The organism is Streptomyces sp. NPDC029216, from assembly GCF_040648015.1.
In the GTDB taxonomy this organism is placed as follows: Bacteria; Actinomycetota; Actinomycetes; order Streptomycetales; family Streptomycetaceae; genus Streptomyces.
Genome location: NZ_JBEZWL010000006.1, coordinates 21,882 through 35,875 on the forward strand (window position 1 = coordinate 21,882; position 13,994 = coordinate 35,875).

Sequence of the window (13,994 nt, forward strand, 5' to 3'; positions counted from 1 at the left end):
AGCCCGCCATGTACTACCCAAACACCGGTACGGCCCATTACGATCCGTACGACCCAAGGGGCGCTGTCACCCCTTACTCCCCGCGCGGCCCGACCTGGATCCGAACCAAAGCGAAGGAGCCCAGCCATGCCCGACATCCCCTGGATCACCCCCACCGCCCCCGCCCCCGACGCCGAGGTCTACGTCATGGCCTCCCGCTTCGAAACCGCCACCCTCGCGGGCGCCTTCAAGTTCTTCCTCAAGGCACCCGGCATCATCGGCCAGATCCGCAAGGCCCCCGGCGCCCACGGCGCCGCCCTCCGCGCCCGCGTCCTCGGCCGGACCTTCCTCACCCTCTCCGCCTGGGAGGACCGCGACGCCCTCTACCGCTTCGCCCGCAGCGAGCCCCACCGCTCCAGCTCCCGCGCGGCCAGCGCCTACATGAAGGAATCCGCCTTCACCTACTGGACCGTTCCGGCCTCGGAACTCCCCCTCACCTGGGCCGAGGCCGAGCGCCGCCTGGCCGAGCCGAAACAGAGCCACTGAGTGCCCCGCCGGGATGCGAGGGGGACGGACCGTACTCTTGTCCACGTGCAGGAACTCCACGACGCCCCCCTCGCCCCGCTGACCACCTTCCGCCTCGGCGGCCCCGCGGCCCGGCTGGTCACCGCGACCACCGACGCCGAGGTGGTCGAAACCGTCCGCGCCGCGGATGCCGCAGGCACTCCGCTCCTGGTCATCGGCGGCGGCAGCAACCTGGTCATCGGCGACCAGGGCTTCGACGGCACCGCCCTGCGCATCGCCACCACCGGCTTCACCCTCGACGGCACCACCCTGGAGCTCGCCGCCGGCGAGAACTGGAGCGACGCCGTCGCCCGCACCGTCGAGGCCGGCCTCGCCGGCATCGAATGCCTCGCCGGCATCCCCGGCTCCGCCGGCGCCACCCCGATCCAGAACGTCGGGGCGTACGGCCAGGAGGTCTGCGACACCATCACCGAGGTCGTCGCCTACGACCGCACCACCGGCGAGACCGTCACCCTGGCCGCCGCCGACTGCGCCTTCCGGTACCGCAACAGCCTCTTCAAGGACCAGCCCGACCGCTACGTCGTCCTGCGCGTGCGCTTCGCCCTGGAGGACGCGGGCGGCCTCTCCGCCCCCGTCAAGTACCCCGAGACGGCCCGCGCCCTCGGCGTCGAAGCCGGCGACCGCGTCCCGGCCGCCGTCGCCCGCGAGACCGTCCTGCGCCTGCGCGCCGGCAAGGGCATGGTCCTCGACCCCGCCGACCACGACACCTGGTCCGCCGGCTCCTTCTTCCACAACCCGATCCTCACCGCCGAGGCCTACGCCGCCTTCCTCGCGCGCGTCGAGGACCGCCTCGGCCCCGACACCGCCCCGCCCGCCTACCCGGCCGGCGAGGGCCGTACGAAGACCAGCGCGGCCTGGCTGATCGACAAGGCCGGCTTCACCAAGGGCTACGGCACCGGCCCCGCCCGCATCTCCACCAAGCACACCCTCGCCCTCACCAACCGCGGCGAGGCCACCACGGAGGACCTGCTGGCCCTGGCCCGCGAGGTCGTCGCCGGGGTCCACGCGGCCTTCGGCGTCACCCTCGTCAACGAGCCGGTGACGGTCGGCGTCCGCCTCTGAGATGAACTGCCCCCTGCACGGGGCCGGCACGGACCCCACACGCCTCGTGGGACGCCGGATCAGCCGGGTGGTCGCGTCCTGGCACATCTGCGAGGGCGAGCGCTCCGAGGCCCCCCTCGACGTCTGGCTGATCGACAGCGCCGGCGAGTCCACCCGCATCACCACCGGGTCCGACCAGTGCCTCATCGTCGAGTCCGCCCCGCCCCACGAGCCGTACGACCTGGGGGAGTGGGGCCGGATCGAGGTCGGCGAGGACCTCGGGGAGCACCCGTTCCTGCGCCACCTCGGCCAGACCGTCGAATCGGTCGCCGAATTCGCCCTGCCCGAGCAGGGCCGCACCCACCTGGAGATCGGCTTCCCCGACGGACACCGGGTACGGGCCGACTGCCACCAAGGGGACCTGCGGCTCACCCGGTGAGCCAGTGCTCGATCCCGTCCAGCAGCTTCGCCTTGACCTCCTCCGGCGCCGCCGAACCCCGCACCGACTGACGGGCCAGCTCGGCGAGCTCCGCGTCCGTGAAGGCGTGGTGGCGGCGGGCGATCTCGTACTGGGCCGCCAGCCGGGACCCGAACAGCAGTGGGTCGTCCGCGCCCAGTGCCATCGGCACCCCGGCCTCGAAGAGGGTGCGCAGCGGCACGTCCTCGGGCCGCTCGTACACGCCGAGGGCGACGTTGGACGCCGGGCAGACCTCGCAGGTGATCTGCCGGTCCGCCAGCCGCTTCAGCAGCCGGGGGTCCTCGGCGGCCCGGACGCCGTGCCCGATGCGGGCGGCGTGCAGGTCGTCGAGGCAGTCGCGGACCGAGGCGGGGCCGGTGAGCTCGCCGCCGTGCGGGGCCGCCAGCAGGCCGCCCTCACGGGCGATGGCGAACGCCCGGTCGAAGTCGCGGGCCATGCCGCGGCGCTCGTCGTTGGAGAGCCCGAAGCCGACGATCCCCCGATCGGCGTAACGGACGGCCAGCCGGGCGAGGGTGCGGGCGTCCAGGGGGTGCTTCATGCGGTTGGCGGCGATCAGCACCCGCATGCCCAGCCCGGTCTCGCGGGAGGCCGCGTCGACGGCGTCGAGGATGATCTCGACGGCCGGGATCATGCCGCCCAGCAGGGGGGCGTAGGAGGTGGGGTCGACCTGGATCTCCAGCCAGCCGCTGCCGTCCCGCACGTCCTCCTCGGCGGCCTCGCGGACCAGACGCCGGATGTCCTCGGGCTCGCGCAGGCAGGAGCGGGCGGCGTCGTAGAGGCGCTGGAAGCGGAACCAGCCGCGCTCGTCGGTGGCCCGGAGCTTGGGCGGCTCCCCGGCGGTCAGGGCGTCGGGCAGGCGGACGCCGTACTTGTCGGCCAGCTCCAGCAGGGTCGACGGGCGCATCGAGCCGGTGAAGTGCAGGTGCAGGTGGGCCTTCGGCAGAAGCGTGAGATCGCGTACGTGCTCCATCTGGTGATCCTGCCGCATCGGTCACCCGAATGGCAGCGGATTACCTGAACGGGACATTGCTCGAACGTGAATCTGACACCGGGAACGCCGGAGCGGCGCCGCCCCCGGTGGGGTGACGCCGCTCCGATCGGGTGACGGTTACGCCTTGGCCTCGGCCAGGAGGTTCTGGATGCGGGTCACGCCCTCGACCAGGTCCTCGTCGCCCAGGGCGTAGGACAGGCGCAGGTAGCCGGGGGTGCCGAAGGCCTCGCCCGGGACGACCGCGACCTCGGCCTCGTCGAGGATCAGGGACGCCAGCTCCGCGGAGGTCTGCGGGCGCTTGCCGCGGATCTCCTTGCCGAGCAGCTCCTTCACCGACGGGTACGCGTAGAACGCGCCCTCGGGGGTCGGGCAGAACACGCCGTCGATCTCGTTGAGCATCTTGACCATCGTCTGGCGGCGGCGGTCGAAGGCCTTGCGCATCTCGGCCACGGCCTCCAGGTCGCCGGAGACGGCGGCCAGCGCGGCGACCTGGGCCACGTTGGAGACGTTGGAGGTGGCGTGCGACTGCAGGTTGGTCGCGGCCTTGATGACGTCCTGCGGGGCGATGACCCAGCCCACGCGCCAGCCCGTCATGGCGTACGTCTTGGCGACGCCGTTGACGACGATGCACTTGTCGCGCAGCGCCGGCACCAGCACGGGCAGCGAGGTGAACTTCGCGTCCCCGTAGACCAGGTGCTCGTAGATCTCGTCCGTCATCACCCACAGGCCGTGCTCGGCGGCCCACTCGCCGATCGCCTTCGCGTCGGCCTCGCTGTAGACCGCGCCCGTCGGGTTGGACGGGGAGACGAACAGGACGACCTTGGTGCGCTCGGTGCGCGCCGCCTCCAGCTGCTCGACGGAGACCCGGTAGCCGGTGGTCTCGTCGGCGACGACCTCGACCGGGACACCGCCGGCCAGCCGGATCGACTCCGGGTACGTGGTCCAGTACGGGGCCGGGACGATGACCTCGTCGCCCGGGTCGAGGATCGCCGCGAAGGCCTCGTAGATGGCCTGCTTGCCGCCGTTGGTCACCAGGACCTGCGACGCGTCCACCTCGTAGCCGGAGTCGCGCAGCGTCTTGGCGGCGATGGCCTTCTTGAGCTCGGGCAGGCCGCCCGCCGGCGTGTAGCGGTGGAACTTCGGGTCGCGGCAGGCCGCGACCGCCGCCTCGACGATGTAGTCCGGGGTCGGGAAGTCGGGCTCGCCCGCGCCGAAGCCGATCACCGGGCGCCCGGCGGCCTTGAGGGCCTTGGCCTTGGCGTCGACGGCGAGGGTCGCGGACTCGGAGATGGCGCCGATACGGGCGGACACCCGGCGCTCGGAGGAAGGCGTTGCAGAGGTCATGCGGCCAATCGTCCCAGACGCTCCGGAGGCCCCGCACAACGTTTCAGTCACCGGACGGAGGAGGTCCGGATGTCTTCTGTTCGACGTCAGGCCCAGGACCACGTATGCTCTGCTGTCGTTGGTCCTCACCAAACGCCCCAGGGCGCGAGCACTCCGTGCACTCGTCCGGATGCGGTAGGTTGGGAACACAAAGGGTCGTAGCTCAATTGGTAGAGCACTGGTCTCCAAAACCAGCGGTTGGGGGTTCGAGTCCCTCCGGCCCTGCTTCACACTCCTTCTCGGACGTGTGCGCAGGTACGTATTTCGATGCAACGCCGTGCGGCGCAACCGGGCGCGGCTACGGCCACGACCCGGATTCAGGTGAGAGACGTGACGGACGCCCTGGGCTCCATCGACATGCCTGACGCCGACAGCGACACTCGCGAGAAGAAGGCCCGCAAGGGTGGCAAGCGCGGGAAGAAGGGCCCTCTGGGCCGCCTCGCGCTGTTCTACCGCCAGATCGTCGCGGAGCTCCGCAAGGTCGTCTGGCCCACTCGCAACCAGCTCACGACGTACACCACCGTGGTGATTGTCTTCGTCGTCATCATGATCGGTCTGGTGACCGTGATTGACTATGGGTTCCAGGAAGCCATCAAGTTCGTCTTCGGCTGATCCCCGCGGAGGGCGGCGCCTTGATGGGTGCCGCCCGTTTTCGCATGTTCCACCACCTTTTGTATCCAGGAAGAAGCAGCCACCGTGTCTGACCCGAACCTGAACGCGAGCCACGACTCCGTCGAGTCCGTCGAGGACGAGCTCGACATCGTCGAGGCGGCAGACGCTGTGGACCCCGACGAGGTTGAGCTCGCCGACGCCGAGGCCGGCACCGCCGCCGAGGAAGCCGCGCTGCACGTCGAGGACGCCGACGACGAGGCCGACGCGGACGAGGCCGACGAGGCCGACGCCGAGGAAGCCGACGAGGACGCCGAGGACGAGGGCGACGTCGAGGCCGCCGCCGAGGACGAGGAGGAGGCCGAGGAGGCCGCCCCCGCCGAGCCCGTCGACCCGATCCAGGCCCTCCGCGACGAGCTGCGCCTGCTCCCCGGTGAGTGGTACGTGATCCACACCTACGCGGGCTACGAGAAGCGCGTGAAGGCGAACCTGGAGCAGCGTGCCGTCTCGCTGAACGTCGAGGAGTTCATCTACCAGGCCGAGGTGCCCGAGGAAGAGATCGTCCAGATCAAGAACGGCGAGCGCAAGAACGTCCGGCAGAACAAGCTGCCCGGCTACGTTCTCGTCCGCATGGATCTGACGAACGAGTCCTGGGGCGTCGTCCGCAACACCCCCGGCGTCACCGGCTTCGTCGGCAACGCGTACGACCCGTACCCGCTGACCCTGGACGAGATCGTCAAGATGCTCGCCCCGGAGGCGCAGGAGAAGGCCGCCAAGCAGGCTGCCGAGGAGGCCGGCCTGCCGGCTCCCGCCGTCAAGCGCACCATCGAGGTCCTGGACTTCGAGGTCGGCGACTCGGTCACCGTCACCGACGGCCCGTTCGCGACGCTCCAGGCGACGATCAACGAGATCAACCCGGACTCGAAGAAGGTCAAGGGCCTCGTCGAGATCTTCGGCCGCGAGACCCCGGTCGAGCTGAGCTTCGACCAGATCCAGAAGAACTGATCCAGATCTTCTGAGCGACGCTTCCGAAACAGGTCAGACCAGCCCGAAAAAGGCGGTCTGACCTGCTCGGTTTTTAGCCCCGCACCGATACCCGTTATCGTGGTGCGGTATGCCTCCATCCGGATGACCGGAAGGCGGCTGGAAAACTCTCACTAGGACCCGGAGAGAGCAATGCCTCCCAAGAAGAAGAAGGTCACGGGGCTTATCAAGCTCCAGATCAAGGCCGGTGCGGCCAACCCGGCTCCGCCGGTCGGCCCCGCGCTCGGTCAGCACGGCGTCAACATCATGGAGTTCTGCAAGGCCTACAACGCCGCGACCGAGTCGCAGCGTGGCATGGTCGTGCCGGTGGAGATCACGGTCTACGAGGACCGTTCCTTCACCTTCGTCACCAAGACCCCGCCGGCCGCGCGCCTCATCCTGAAGCACGCGGGCATCGAGAAGGGCTCTGGCGAGCCGCACAAGACCAAGGTCGCGAAGCTCACGCGTGACCAGGTCCGCGAGATCGCCACGATCAAGATGCCCGACCTCAACGCGAACGACCTGGACGCCGCCGAGAAGATCATCGCCGGCACCGCCCGTTCCATGGGTGTCACGGTCGAGGGCTGATCCAGCCCCCTCGCAGTTCCCCAGTGGTAGGGCCAAGCGCTGGCCCGTACCACGACTCCATGCCTGAAGCACTTACACAGGAGCAGAAGTGAAGCGCAGCAAGACTCTCCGCGCTGCGGACGCCAAGGTCGACCGGGAGAAGCTCTACGCTCCCCTCGAGGCCGTCCGTCTCGCCAAGGAGACCAGCACCACCAAGTTCGACGCCACCGTCGAGGTTGCCTTCCGCCTGGGTGTCGACCCGCGCAAGGCCGACCAGATGGTCCGCGGCACCGTGAACCTCCCGCACGGCACCGGTAAGACCGCCCGGGTCCTGGTCTTCGCGACCGGTGACCGTGCTGCGGCCGCGGAAGCCGCCGGCGCCGACATCGTCGGCGACGACGAGCTGATCAACGAGATCGCCAAGGGCAACCGCCTGAACGAGTTCGACGCCGTCGTGGCGACCCCGGACCTCATGGGCAAGGTCGGCCGCCTCGGCCGCGTGCTCGGTCCGCGTGGTCTCATGCCGAACCCGAAGACCGGCACCGTCACCATGGACGTCGCCAAGGCTGTCACCGACATCAAGGGTGGCAAGATCGAGTTCCGCGTCGACAAGCACTCGAACCTGCACTTCATCGTCGGCAAGGTCTCCTTCACCGACGAGCAGCTGGTCGAGAACTACGCGGCGGCCCTGGACGAGATCATCCGTCTGAAGCCGTCCGCCGCCAAGGGCCGCTACATCAAGAAGGCTGCCCTGAGCACCACGATGGGCCCCGGCATCCAGCTGGACTCCAACCGCACCCGGAACCTCCTCGTCGAGGAAGACCCGGCCGCGGTCTGAGCCTGACGGCTCGCCCTTCTGGCTGAACGGGCCCCTCCGCCTCCCTCACGGGAGACGGAGGGGCCCGTTTCGTTAACCCAACGTGACCGATATTCGAACGACTTTCCCGTTCCTTTACCGTACGGTCGGCACAGTTCATCGATCACACCAGGGGTGGGGACTCCATGCTCGTGCACCGCAAGAAGACCGCCATGGCCGCGCTGGCCGCCGTACTGCTCGTGGGCGGCGCCACGACCGCCTGCGAGGGCGGCAAGAAGGACGACGCGGGCAAGGCGGGGGCCGCCCGGTCGGCGGCGCCGTCCACCGGCGCCCCGGAGGCCGGCAAGCCCGCTCAGGGGGCGGCCGGGGCCACGCCGGCCGCGTACCTGGAGAAGGTGAAGAAGAAGAACGAGGAGATCACCTCGCTCCACTACTCCATGTCCGGCACCAGTGCGGGCCAGCAGATCTCCGGCGAGGCCTCCATGCGGATCAAGCCGTCCGTGGCCATGTCGATGAAGATGGCCTCGCCCGGCGAGGGCGGGTCGGTGGAGGTCCGTCTGCTCGACGGGGCCATGTTCATGGGCTCCGAGGGCAAGTGGCTGAAGTTCGACCTGAAGAGCCTGGACCCGGCGGCCGCCAAGCAGCTGGACGGCCTCGGCGCCGGCTCCGGCAGCTCCGCCGAGAACCCGGGGGACCGTGCCGGTGACATGCTGACGGCCAAGGACCTCAAGACCGTCGGCGAGGAGACCATCGACGGCGTGAAGACCAAGCACGTCTCCGGGACGGTCACCATCGAGCAGATGCGGGCCTCCCTGGCCACCGCCACGCCCGAGGCCAAGGAGCGCCAGGAGAAGTCCATCCAGAAGATGGAGGGCGAGGGCATCAAGAGCATGAACATGGACATGTGGATCGACGAGAGCGACCACACCAAGCAGTTCCGCATGCGCGCCGAGGCGGCCAAGCGCCCGATGGACATGACGATCAAGGTCCTGGACCTCAACAAGCCGGTCGACGTCGCCGCCCCGCCGGCCGACCAGGTCATGGACCTCGCCGAGCTGGGCAAGGGCTCCGGTCAGGGCTGACCTGCCCGAATAGGTCGATTTGCTTGACGGGGGAACGTTCGCGTACGCTTCCACAGAAGCCAAAGACCGCTGGTCGTTGCTGTGCCCGTTCAGGGTGCGGTGGCCGAAGGATCCGCTACTGCGGACGACCCGCGCAGGTGACTGTGGAATCGTTCCTGGAAATTTTTCCGGTTGAGCTACGCCCTGGCGCCTGCGCCGGGGCGTTTTGTATGTCAGCCCCTTCTGAGCGGTCCTCATCACCCGGAAGGAGGCCGACGCTCTATGGCAAGGCCCGACAAGGCTGCCGACGTAGCCGAGCTTGAGGACAAGTTCCGCAGCTCGAACGCCGTTGTGCTGACCGAGTACCGGGGTCTCACCGTGAAGCAGCTCAAGACGCTGCGTCGTTCGCTCGGTGAGAACGCCCAGTACGCCGTGGTGAAGAACACGCTGACCAAGATTGCGGCTAACAACGCCGGGATCACCTCGCTCGACGACCAGTTCACTGGTCCGACGGGTGCCGCCTTCATCACCGGTGACCCGGTGGAGTCGGCCAAGGGTCTTCGTGACTTCGCCAAGGAGAACCCGAACCTGATCATCAAGGGCGGTGTCCTTGATGGTAAGGCGCTGTCCGCCGATGACATCAAGAAGCTTGCGGACCTCGAGTCCCGCGAGGTTCTGCTCAGCAAGCTGGCCGGCGCGTTCAAGGGCAAGCAGTCCCAGGCTGCCTCGCTCTTCCAGGCGCTGCCGTCGAAGTTCGTCCGCACTGCGGAAGCGCTTCGCGTCAAGCTCGCCGAGCAGGGCGGTGCCGAGTAATTCGGCTCGCGCACTGATCTACGCCGCCTAGTGCGTGGGTCGTAGCGGGCCGTTACGCCCGCCTCTCTATACATCCGGCACCTGCCGAATTAGTGGAAGGATCGCCCATCATGGCGAAGCTCTCTCAGGAAGACCTGCTCGCTCAGTTCGAGGAGATGACCCTCATCGAGCTCTCCGAGTTCGTGAAGGCCTTCGAGGAGAAGTTCGACGTCACCGCCGCCGCGGCCGTCGCCGTTGCCGCCCCGGGTGCCCCCGGCGCCGGCGCCGTTGCCGAGGTCGAGGAGAAGGACGAGTTCGACGTCATCCTCACCGCCGCCGGTGACAAGAAGATCCAGGTCATCAAGGTCGTGCGCGAGCTGACCTCCCTGGGTCTGAAGGAGGCCAAGGACCTCGTCGACGGCACCCCGAAGCCGGTCCTCGAGAAGGCCAACAAGGAAGCCGCTGACAAGGCCGCTGAGGCCCTCAAGGCCGCTGGCGCCTCGGTCGAGGTCAAGTAACACCTCTGAGGCCGCCTGACGGCCTCAACCAAGGGCGATCACCCGTAAGGGTGGTCGCCCTTTGGCGTATTCGCAGTGCCTGACTTGCCCTGGTCTCGTTGGGGAGTAGGGTGATCTTCGTTGTCCCGACGCAGGGTCCGGAGATGATCCGCTCGGAGCACGGGGCCTTGACGAACGGCCAGCGGCGCGCAATTCTCAGACCCGTCGCGAGGTCGCCCGGCTCGATCCGGGATCCGAGGCATGGATCGACTACGAAGAGGGCAGTACTGATACGCGCTCTGTGTGCGGGCGCTGCGGCGCCGGCCGCGGTGTTGGTTGGACGCGGTGTTGGTTGAAGACGTGGGGAAGGGCCTGTTGCCGGTTTCCGGAAACCTGGTCTGGACATCAGTGAGCCAAGTGGCTACACTGACCCTTTGCGCTGCCTGTTAGCTGTCCCCTGCCCGTCGCCAGGGGCATGCCCACGCTCGAGCACACCGGATTGATACGCCCTGACCTGGTCTTTTAGTCCAGCTGGGGAGGCTCTGTCTTCTGTGTCGGCTGGGACCGGTACGCGCGTAGTGAGTCCGAGCCCTCGGAAGGACCCCCTCTTGGCCGCCTCGCGCAACGCCTCGACCAATACGAACACCGGTGCCAGCACCGCCCCGCTGCGCATCTCCTTTGCAAAGATCAAGGAGCCCCTCGAGGTTCCGAACCTCCTGGCGCTGCAGACCGAGAGCTTTGACTGGCTGCTCGGCAACGCCGCCTGGAAGTCTCGCGTCGAGTCGGCGCTTGAGAGTGGACAGGACGTCCCCACCAAGTCCGGTCTGGAAGAGATCTTCGAGGAGATCTCGCCGATCGAGGACTTCTCCGGGTCGATGTCGCTGACGTTCCGCGACCACCGGTTCGAGCCGGCGAAGAACTCCGTCGACGAGTGCAAGGAGCGCGACTTCACGTACGCGGCGCCGCTCTTCGTCACGGCCGAGTTCACGAACAACGAGACCGGAGAGATCAAGTCTCAGACGGTCTTCATGGGCGACTTCCCGCTCATGACCAACAAGGGCACCTTCGTCATCAACGGCACCGAGCGCGTCGTCGTGTCGCAGCTCGTCCGTTCGCCGGGTGTCTACTTCGACTCCTCCATCGACAAGACCTCCGACAAGGACATCTTCTCCGCCAAGATCATCCCGTCCCGGGGTGCCTGGCTGGAGATGGAGGTCGACAAGCGCGACATGGTCGGTGTCCGCATCGACCGCAAGCGCAAGCAGTCCGTCACCGTCCTCCTCAAGGCCCTCGGCTGGACCACCGAGCAGATCCTGGAGGAGTTCGGCGAGTACGAGTCCATGCGCGCCACCCTGGAGAAGGACCACACCCAGGGCCAGGACGACGCGCTGCTCGACATCTACCGCAAGCTGCGCCCGGGCGAGCCGCCGACCCGTGAGGCCGCTCAGACGCTGCTGGAGAACCTCTACTTCAACCCGAAGCGCTACGACCTCGCCAAGGTCGGCCGCTACAAGGTGAACAAGAAGCTCGGCGCCGACGAGCCGCTCGACGCCGGTGTGCTCACCACCGACGACGTCATCGCCACGATCAAGTACCTCGTGAAGCTCCACGCGGGCGAGACCGAGACCGTCGGCGAGTCCGGCCGGGAGATCGTCGTCGAGACCGACGACATCGACCACTTCGGCAACCGTCGTATCCGCAACGTCGGCGAGCTCATCCAGAACCAGGTCCGTACGGGTCTCGCCCGTATGGAGCGCGTCGTGCGCGAGCGCATGACCACCCAGGACGTCGAGGCGATCACGCCGCAGACCCTGATCAACATCCGGCCGGTCGTCGCCTCCATCAAGGAGTTCTTCGGCACCAGCCAGCTGTCGCAGTTCATGGACCAGAACAACCCGCTGTCGGGCCTGACGCACAAGCGTCGTCTCAACGCCCTCGGCCCGGGTGGTCTGTCCCGTGAGCGGGCCGGCTTCGAGGTCCGTGACGTCCACCCGTCGCACTACGGCCGCATGTGCCCGATCGAGACGCCCGAAGGCCCGAACATCGGTCTGATCGGCTCGCTGGCCTCCTACGGCCGCATCAACCCGTTCGGCTTCATCGAGACCCCGTACCGCAAGGTCTCCGAGGGTGTCGTCACCGACGAGGTCGACTACGTCACCGCCGACGAGGAAGACCGCTTCGTCATCGCCCAGGCGAACGCCCGCCTGGACGACGACATGCGCTTCACCGAGAACCGTGTCCTGGTCCGCAAGCGTGGCGGCGAGGTCGACTACGTCGAGCCGTCCGACGTGGACTACATGGACGTCTCGCCGCGCCAGATGGTGTCCGTCGCGACCGCGATGATCCCCTTCCTGGAGCACGACGACGCCAACCGTGCCCTCATGGGCGCGAACATGATGCGCCAGGCCGTTCCGCTCATCAAGGCGGAGGCCCCGCTCGTCGGCACCGGCATGGAGTACCGCTGTGCGGTCGACGCCGGCGACTCGATCAAGGCGGAGAAGGACGGTGTCGTCCAGGAGGTCTCGGCCGACTACATCACCGTCGCCAACGACGACGGCACGTACACCACGTACCGGGTCGCCAAGTTCTCCCGCTCGAACCAGGGCACCTCGGTCAACCAGAAGGTCATCGTCAACGAGGGCGACCGGATCGTCGAGGCCCAGGTCCTCGCCGACGGCCCGGCCACCGAAGAGGGCGAGATGGCCCTCGGCAAGAACCTGCTCGTCGCGTTCATGCCGTGGGAAGGCCACAACTACGAGGACGCGATCATCCTGTCGCAGCGCCTCGTGCAGGACGACGTCCTCTCCTCGATCCACATCGAGGAGCACGAGGTCGACGCCCGTGACACCAAGCTGGGCCCCGAGGAGATCACCCGGGACATCCCGAACGTCTCCGAGGAGGTCCTCGCCGACCTCGACGAGCGCGGCATCATCCGCATCGGTGCGGACGTCGTCGCCGGCGACATCCTGGTCGGCAAGGTCACCCCGAAGGGTGAGACCGAGCTGACCCCCGAGGAGCGCCTGCTCCGCGCGATCTTCGGTGAGAAGGCCCGCGAGGTGCGTGACACCTCGCTCAAGGTGCCTCACGGTGAGATCGGCAAGGTCATCGGTGTCCGCGTCTTCGACCGCGAGGAGGGCGACGAGCTTCCTCCGGGCGTGAACCAGCTGGTCCGCGTCTACGTCGCCCAGAAGCGCAAGATCACCGACGGTGACAAGCTCGCCGGCCGTCACGGCAACAAGGGTGTCATCTCCAAGATCCTCCCGATCGAGGACATGCCCTTCCTCGAGGACGGCACCCCGGTCGACATCATCCTGAACCCGCTGGGTGTCCCGTCCCGAATGAACCCGGGACAGGTCCTGGAGATCCACCTCGGCTGGCTCGCCAGCCGCGGCTGGGACGTCTCCGGCCTCGCGGACGAGTGGGCGCAGCGCCTCCAGGCGATCGGCGCCGACCAGGTCGCCCCCGGCACCAACGTCGCCACCCCCGTCTTCGACGGTGCGCGTGAGGACGAGCTGGCCGGCCTGCTCCAGCACACCATCCCGAACCGTGACGGCGAGCGCATGGTGCTCCCGACCGGTAAGGCGCGCCTGTTCGACGGCCGCTCCGGCGAGCCGTTCCCGGACCCGATCTCGGTCGGGTACATGTACATCCTCAAGCTGCACCACCTGGTCGACGACAAGCTCCACGCCCGTTCGACCGGTCCGTACTCGATGATCACGCAGCAGCCGCTGGGTGGTAAGGCGCAGTTCGGTGGTCAGCGCTTCGGTGAGATGGAGGTGTGGGCGCTTGAGGCATACGGCGCCGCGTACGCGCTCCAGGAACTCCTGACGATCAAGTCCGACGACGTGACCGGCCGCGTGAAGGTCTACGAGGCCATCGTCAAGGGCGAGAACATCCCCGAGCCGGGCATTCCCGAGTCCTTCAAGGTGCTCATCAAGGAAATGCAGTCGCTCTGCCTCAACGTGGAGGTGCTGTCCTCGGACGGCATGTCCATCGAGATGCGCGACACCGACGAGGACGTCTTCCGCGCGGCGGAGGAGCTCGGTATCGACCTGTCCCGGCGCGAGCCGAGCAGCGTCGAAGAGGTCTGACGGGCCTGGCCGGGGGATCTCACCAAGATCCCCCGGCCGCCCCCGGGACCGTTCAGACCATGATTGAGACTCGACCCCGA

Annotated in this window: 13 protein-coding genes and 1 tRNA gene; 12 read left to right on the top strand and 2 right to left on the bottom strand. The window is 68.0% G+C overall.

What is annotated here, in order from left to right; all coding sequences use genetic code 11:
* Nucleotides 1–126 precede the first annotated feature (126 nt).
* From AB0F18_RS04005 to AB0F18_RS04015, 3 genes are read left to right on the top strand one after another with little or no spacing between them, the layout of a single operon-like run.
* On the top strand, nucleotides 127–525 hold the full coding sequence (locus tag AB0F18_RS04005; RefSeq protein ID WP_362054811.1) for a DUF3291 domain-containing protein: 399 nt from the start codon (nucleotides 127–129) through the stop codon (nucleotides 523–525).
* Entirely contained in the window at nucleotides 526–1,626 is a 1,101-nt protein-coding gene (locus AB0F18_RS04010; protein WP_362054813.1) for a UDP-N-acetylmuramate dehydrogenase, read from the top strand.
* 1 nt (nucleotide 1,627) lies between these two features.
* The gene (locus tag AB0F18_RS04015) at nucleotides 1,628–2,044 is read left to right on the top strand and encodes a hypothetical protein (RefSeq protein WP_362054815.1); all 417 of its coding nucleotides are present in this window, start codon (nucleotides 1,628–1,630) and stop codon (nucleotides 2,042–2,044) included.
* Here AB0F18_RS04015 and AB0F18_RS04020 read toward each other — a convergent pair.
* The gene (locus AB0F18_RS04020; RefSeq protein WP_362054817.1) at nucleotides 2,034–3,053 is read right to left on the bottom strand and encodes an adenosine deaminase; all 1,020 of its coding nucleotides are present in this window, start codon (nucleotides 3,051–3,053) and stop codon (nucleotides 2,034–2,036) included. The genes AB0F18_RS04015 and AB0F18_RS04020 overlap by 11 nt on opposite strands.
* A gap of 138 nt (nucleotides 3,054–3,191) precedes the next feature.
* On the bottom strand, nucleotides 3,192–4,418 hold the full coding sequence (locus tag AB0F18_RS04025) for a pyridoxal phosphate-dependent aminotransferase (protein ID WP_362054819.1): 1,227 nt from the start codon (nucleotides 4,416–4,418) through the stop codon (nucleotides 3,192–3,194).
* A gap of 191 nt (nucleotides 4,419–4,609) precedes the next feature.
* Between AB0F18_RS04025 and AB0F18_RS04030 the strand changes: the two genes are divergently transcribed.
* The 9 genes from AB0F18_RS04030 (at nucleotide 4,610) to rpoB (ending at nucleotide 13,914) form a co-directional block, all read left to right on the top strand.
* Nucleotides 4,610–4,682, top strand: a tRNA-Trp gene (locus AB0F18_RS04030).
* A gap of 105 nt (nucleotides 4,683–4,787) precedes the next feature.
* Nucleotides 4,788–5,069 (top strand): preprotein translocase subunit SecE, encoded by a 282-nt coding sequence (gene secE, locus AB0F18_RS04035; RefSeq protein ID WP_045945273.1) that lies wholly within the window; start codon nucleotides 4,788–4,790, stop codon nucleotides 5,067–5,069.
* Between the two features lie 84 nt (nucleotides 5,070–5,153).
* Nucleotides 5,154–6,071: a transcription termination/antitermination protein NusG gene (gene nusG, locus AB0F18_RS04040; RefSeq protein ID WP_362054821.1), complete on the top strand. Its 918-nt coding sequence runs from the start codon at nucleotides 5,154–5,156 to the stop codon at nucleotides 6,069–6,071.
* 171 nt (nucleotides 6,072–6,242) lie between these two features.
* On the top strand, nucleotides 6,243–6,677 hold the full coding sequence (rplK, locus tag AB0F18_RS04045) for a 50S ribosomal protein L11 (RefSeq protein WP_042818558.1): 435 nt from the start codon (nucleotides 6,243–6,245) through the stop codon (nucleotides 6,675–6,677).
* Between the two features lie 88 nt (nucleotides 6,678–6,765).
* A complete protein-coding gene (rplA, locus tag AB0F18_RS04050; RefSeq protein WP_362054823.1) occupies nucleotides 6,766–7,494 on the top strand; it encodes a 50S ribosomal protein L1 in 729 nt (242 codons plus the stop codon).
* 164 nt (nucleotides 7,495–7,658) lie between these two features.
* Nucleotides 7,659–8,555 (top strand): hypothetical protein, encoded by an 897-nt coding sequence (locus AB0F18_RS04055; protein WP_362054825.1) that lies wholly within the window; start codon nucleotides 7,659–7,661, stop codon nucleotides 8,553–8,555.
* Between the two features lie 261 nt (nucleotides 8,556–8,816).
* Entirely contained in the window at nucleotides 8,817–9,347 is a 531-nt protein-coding gene (gene rplJ, locus AB0F18_RS04060) for a 50S ribosomal protein L10 (protein WP_042818555.1), read from the top strand.
* Nucleotides 9,348–9,457: 110 nt separating this feature from the next.
* Nucleotides 9,458–9,844: a 50S ribosomal protein L7/L12 gene (gene rplL, locus AB0F18_RS04065; protein WP_079429292.1), complete on the top strand. Its 387-nt coding sequence runs from the start codon at nucleotides 9,458–9,460 to the stop codon at nucleotides 9,842–9,844.
* Nucleotides 9,845–10,431: 587 nt separating this feature from the next.
* Nucleotides 10,432–13,914, top strand: a complete 3,483-nt coding sequence (rpoB, locus tag AB0F18_RS04070; protein ID WP_362054828.1) for a DNA-directed RNA polymerase subunit beta — start codon at nucleotides 10,432–10,434, stop codon at nucleotides 13,912–13,914.
* The last annotated feature ends 80 nt before the right edge of the window (nucleotides 13,915–13,994 follow it).

Excerpts from the sequence above, each read along its gene's own strand:
- AB0F18_RS04015 (WP_362054815.1), top strand. The coding sequence starts at position 1,628 with ATGAACTGCCCCCTGCACGGGGCCGGCACGGACCCCACACGCCTCGTG.
- rplK (WP_042818558.1), top strand. The coding sequence starts at position 6,243 with ATGCCTCCCAAGAAGAAGAAGGTCACGGGGCTTATCAAGCTCCAGATC.
- rplL (WP_079429292.1), top strand. The coding sequence starts at position 9,458 with ATGGCGAAGCTCTCTCAGGAAGACCTGCTCGCTCAGTTCGAGGAGATG.
- AB0F18_RS04055 (WP_362054825.1), top strand. The coding sequence starts at position 7,659 with ATGCTCGTGCACCGCAAGAAGACCGCCATGGCCGCGCTGGCCGCCGTA.
- AB0F18_RS04020 (WP_362054817.1), bottom strand. The coding sequence starts at position 3,053 with ATGGAGCACGTACGCGATCTCACGCTTCTGCCGAAGGCCCACCTGCAC.
- AB0F18_RS04025 (WP_362054819.1), bottom strand. The coding sequence starts at position 4,418 with ATGACCTCTGCAACGCCTTCCTCCGAGCGCCGGGTGTCCGCCCGTATC.
- rplJ (WP_042818555.1), top strand. The coding sequence starts at position 8,817 with ATGGCAAGGCCCGACAAGGCTGCCGACGTAGCCGAGCTTGAGGACAAG.
- AB0F18_RS04005 (WP_362054811.1), top strand. The coding sequence starts at position 127 with ATGCCCGACATCCCCTGGATCACCCCCACCGCCCCCGCCCCCGACGCC.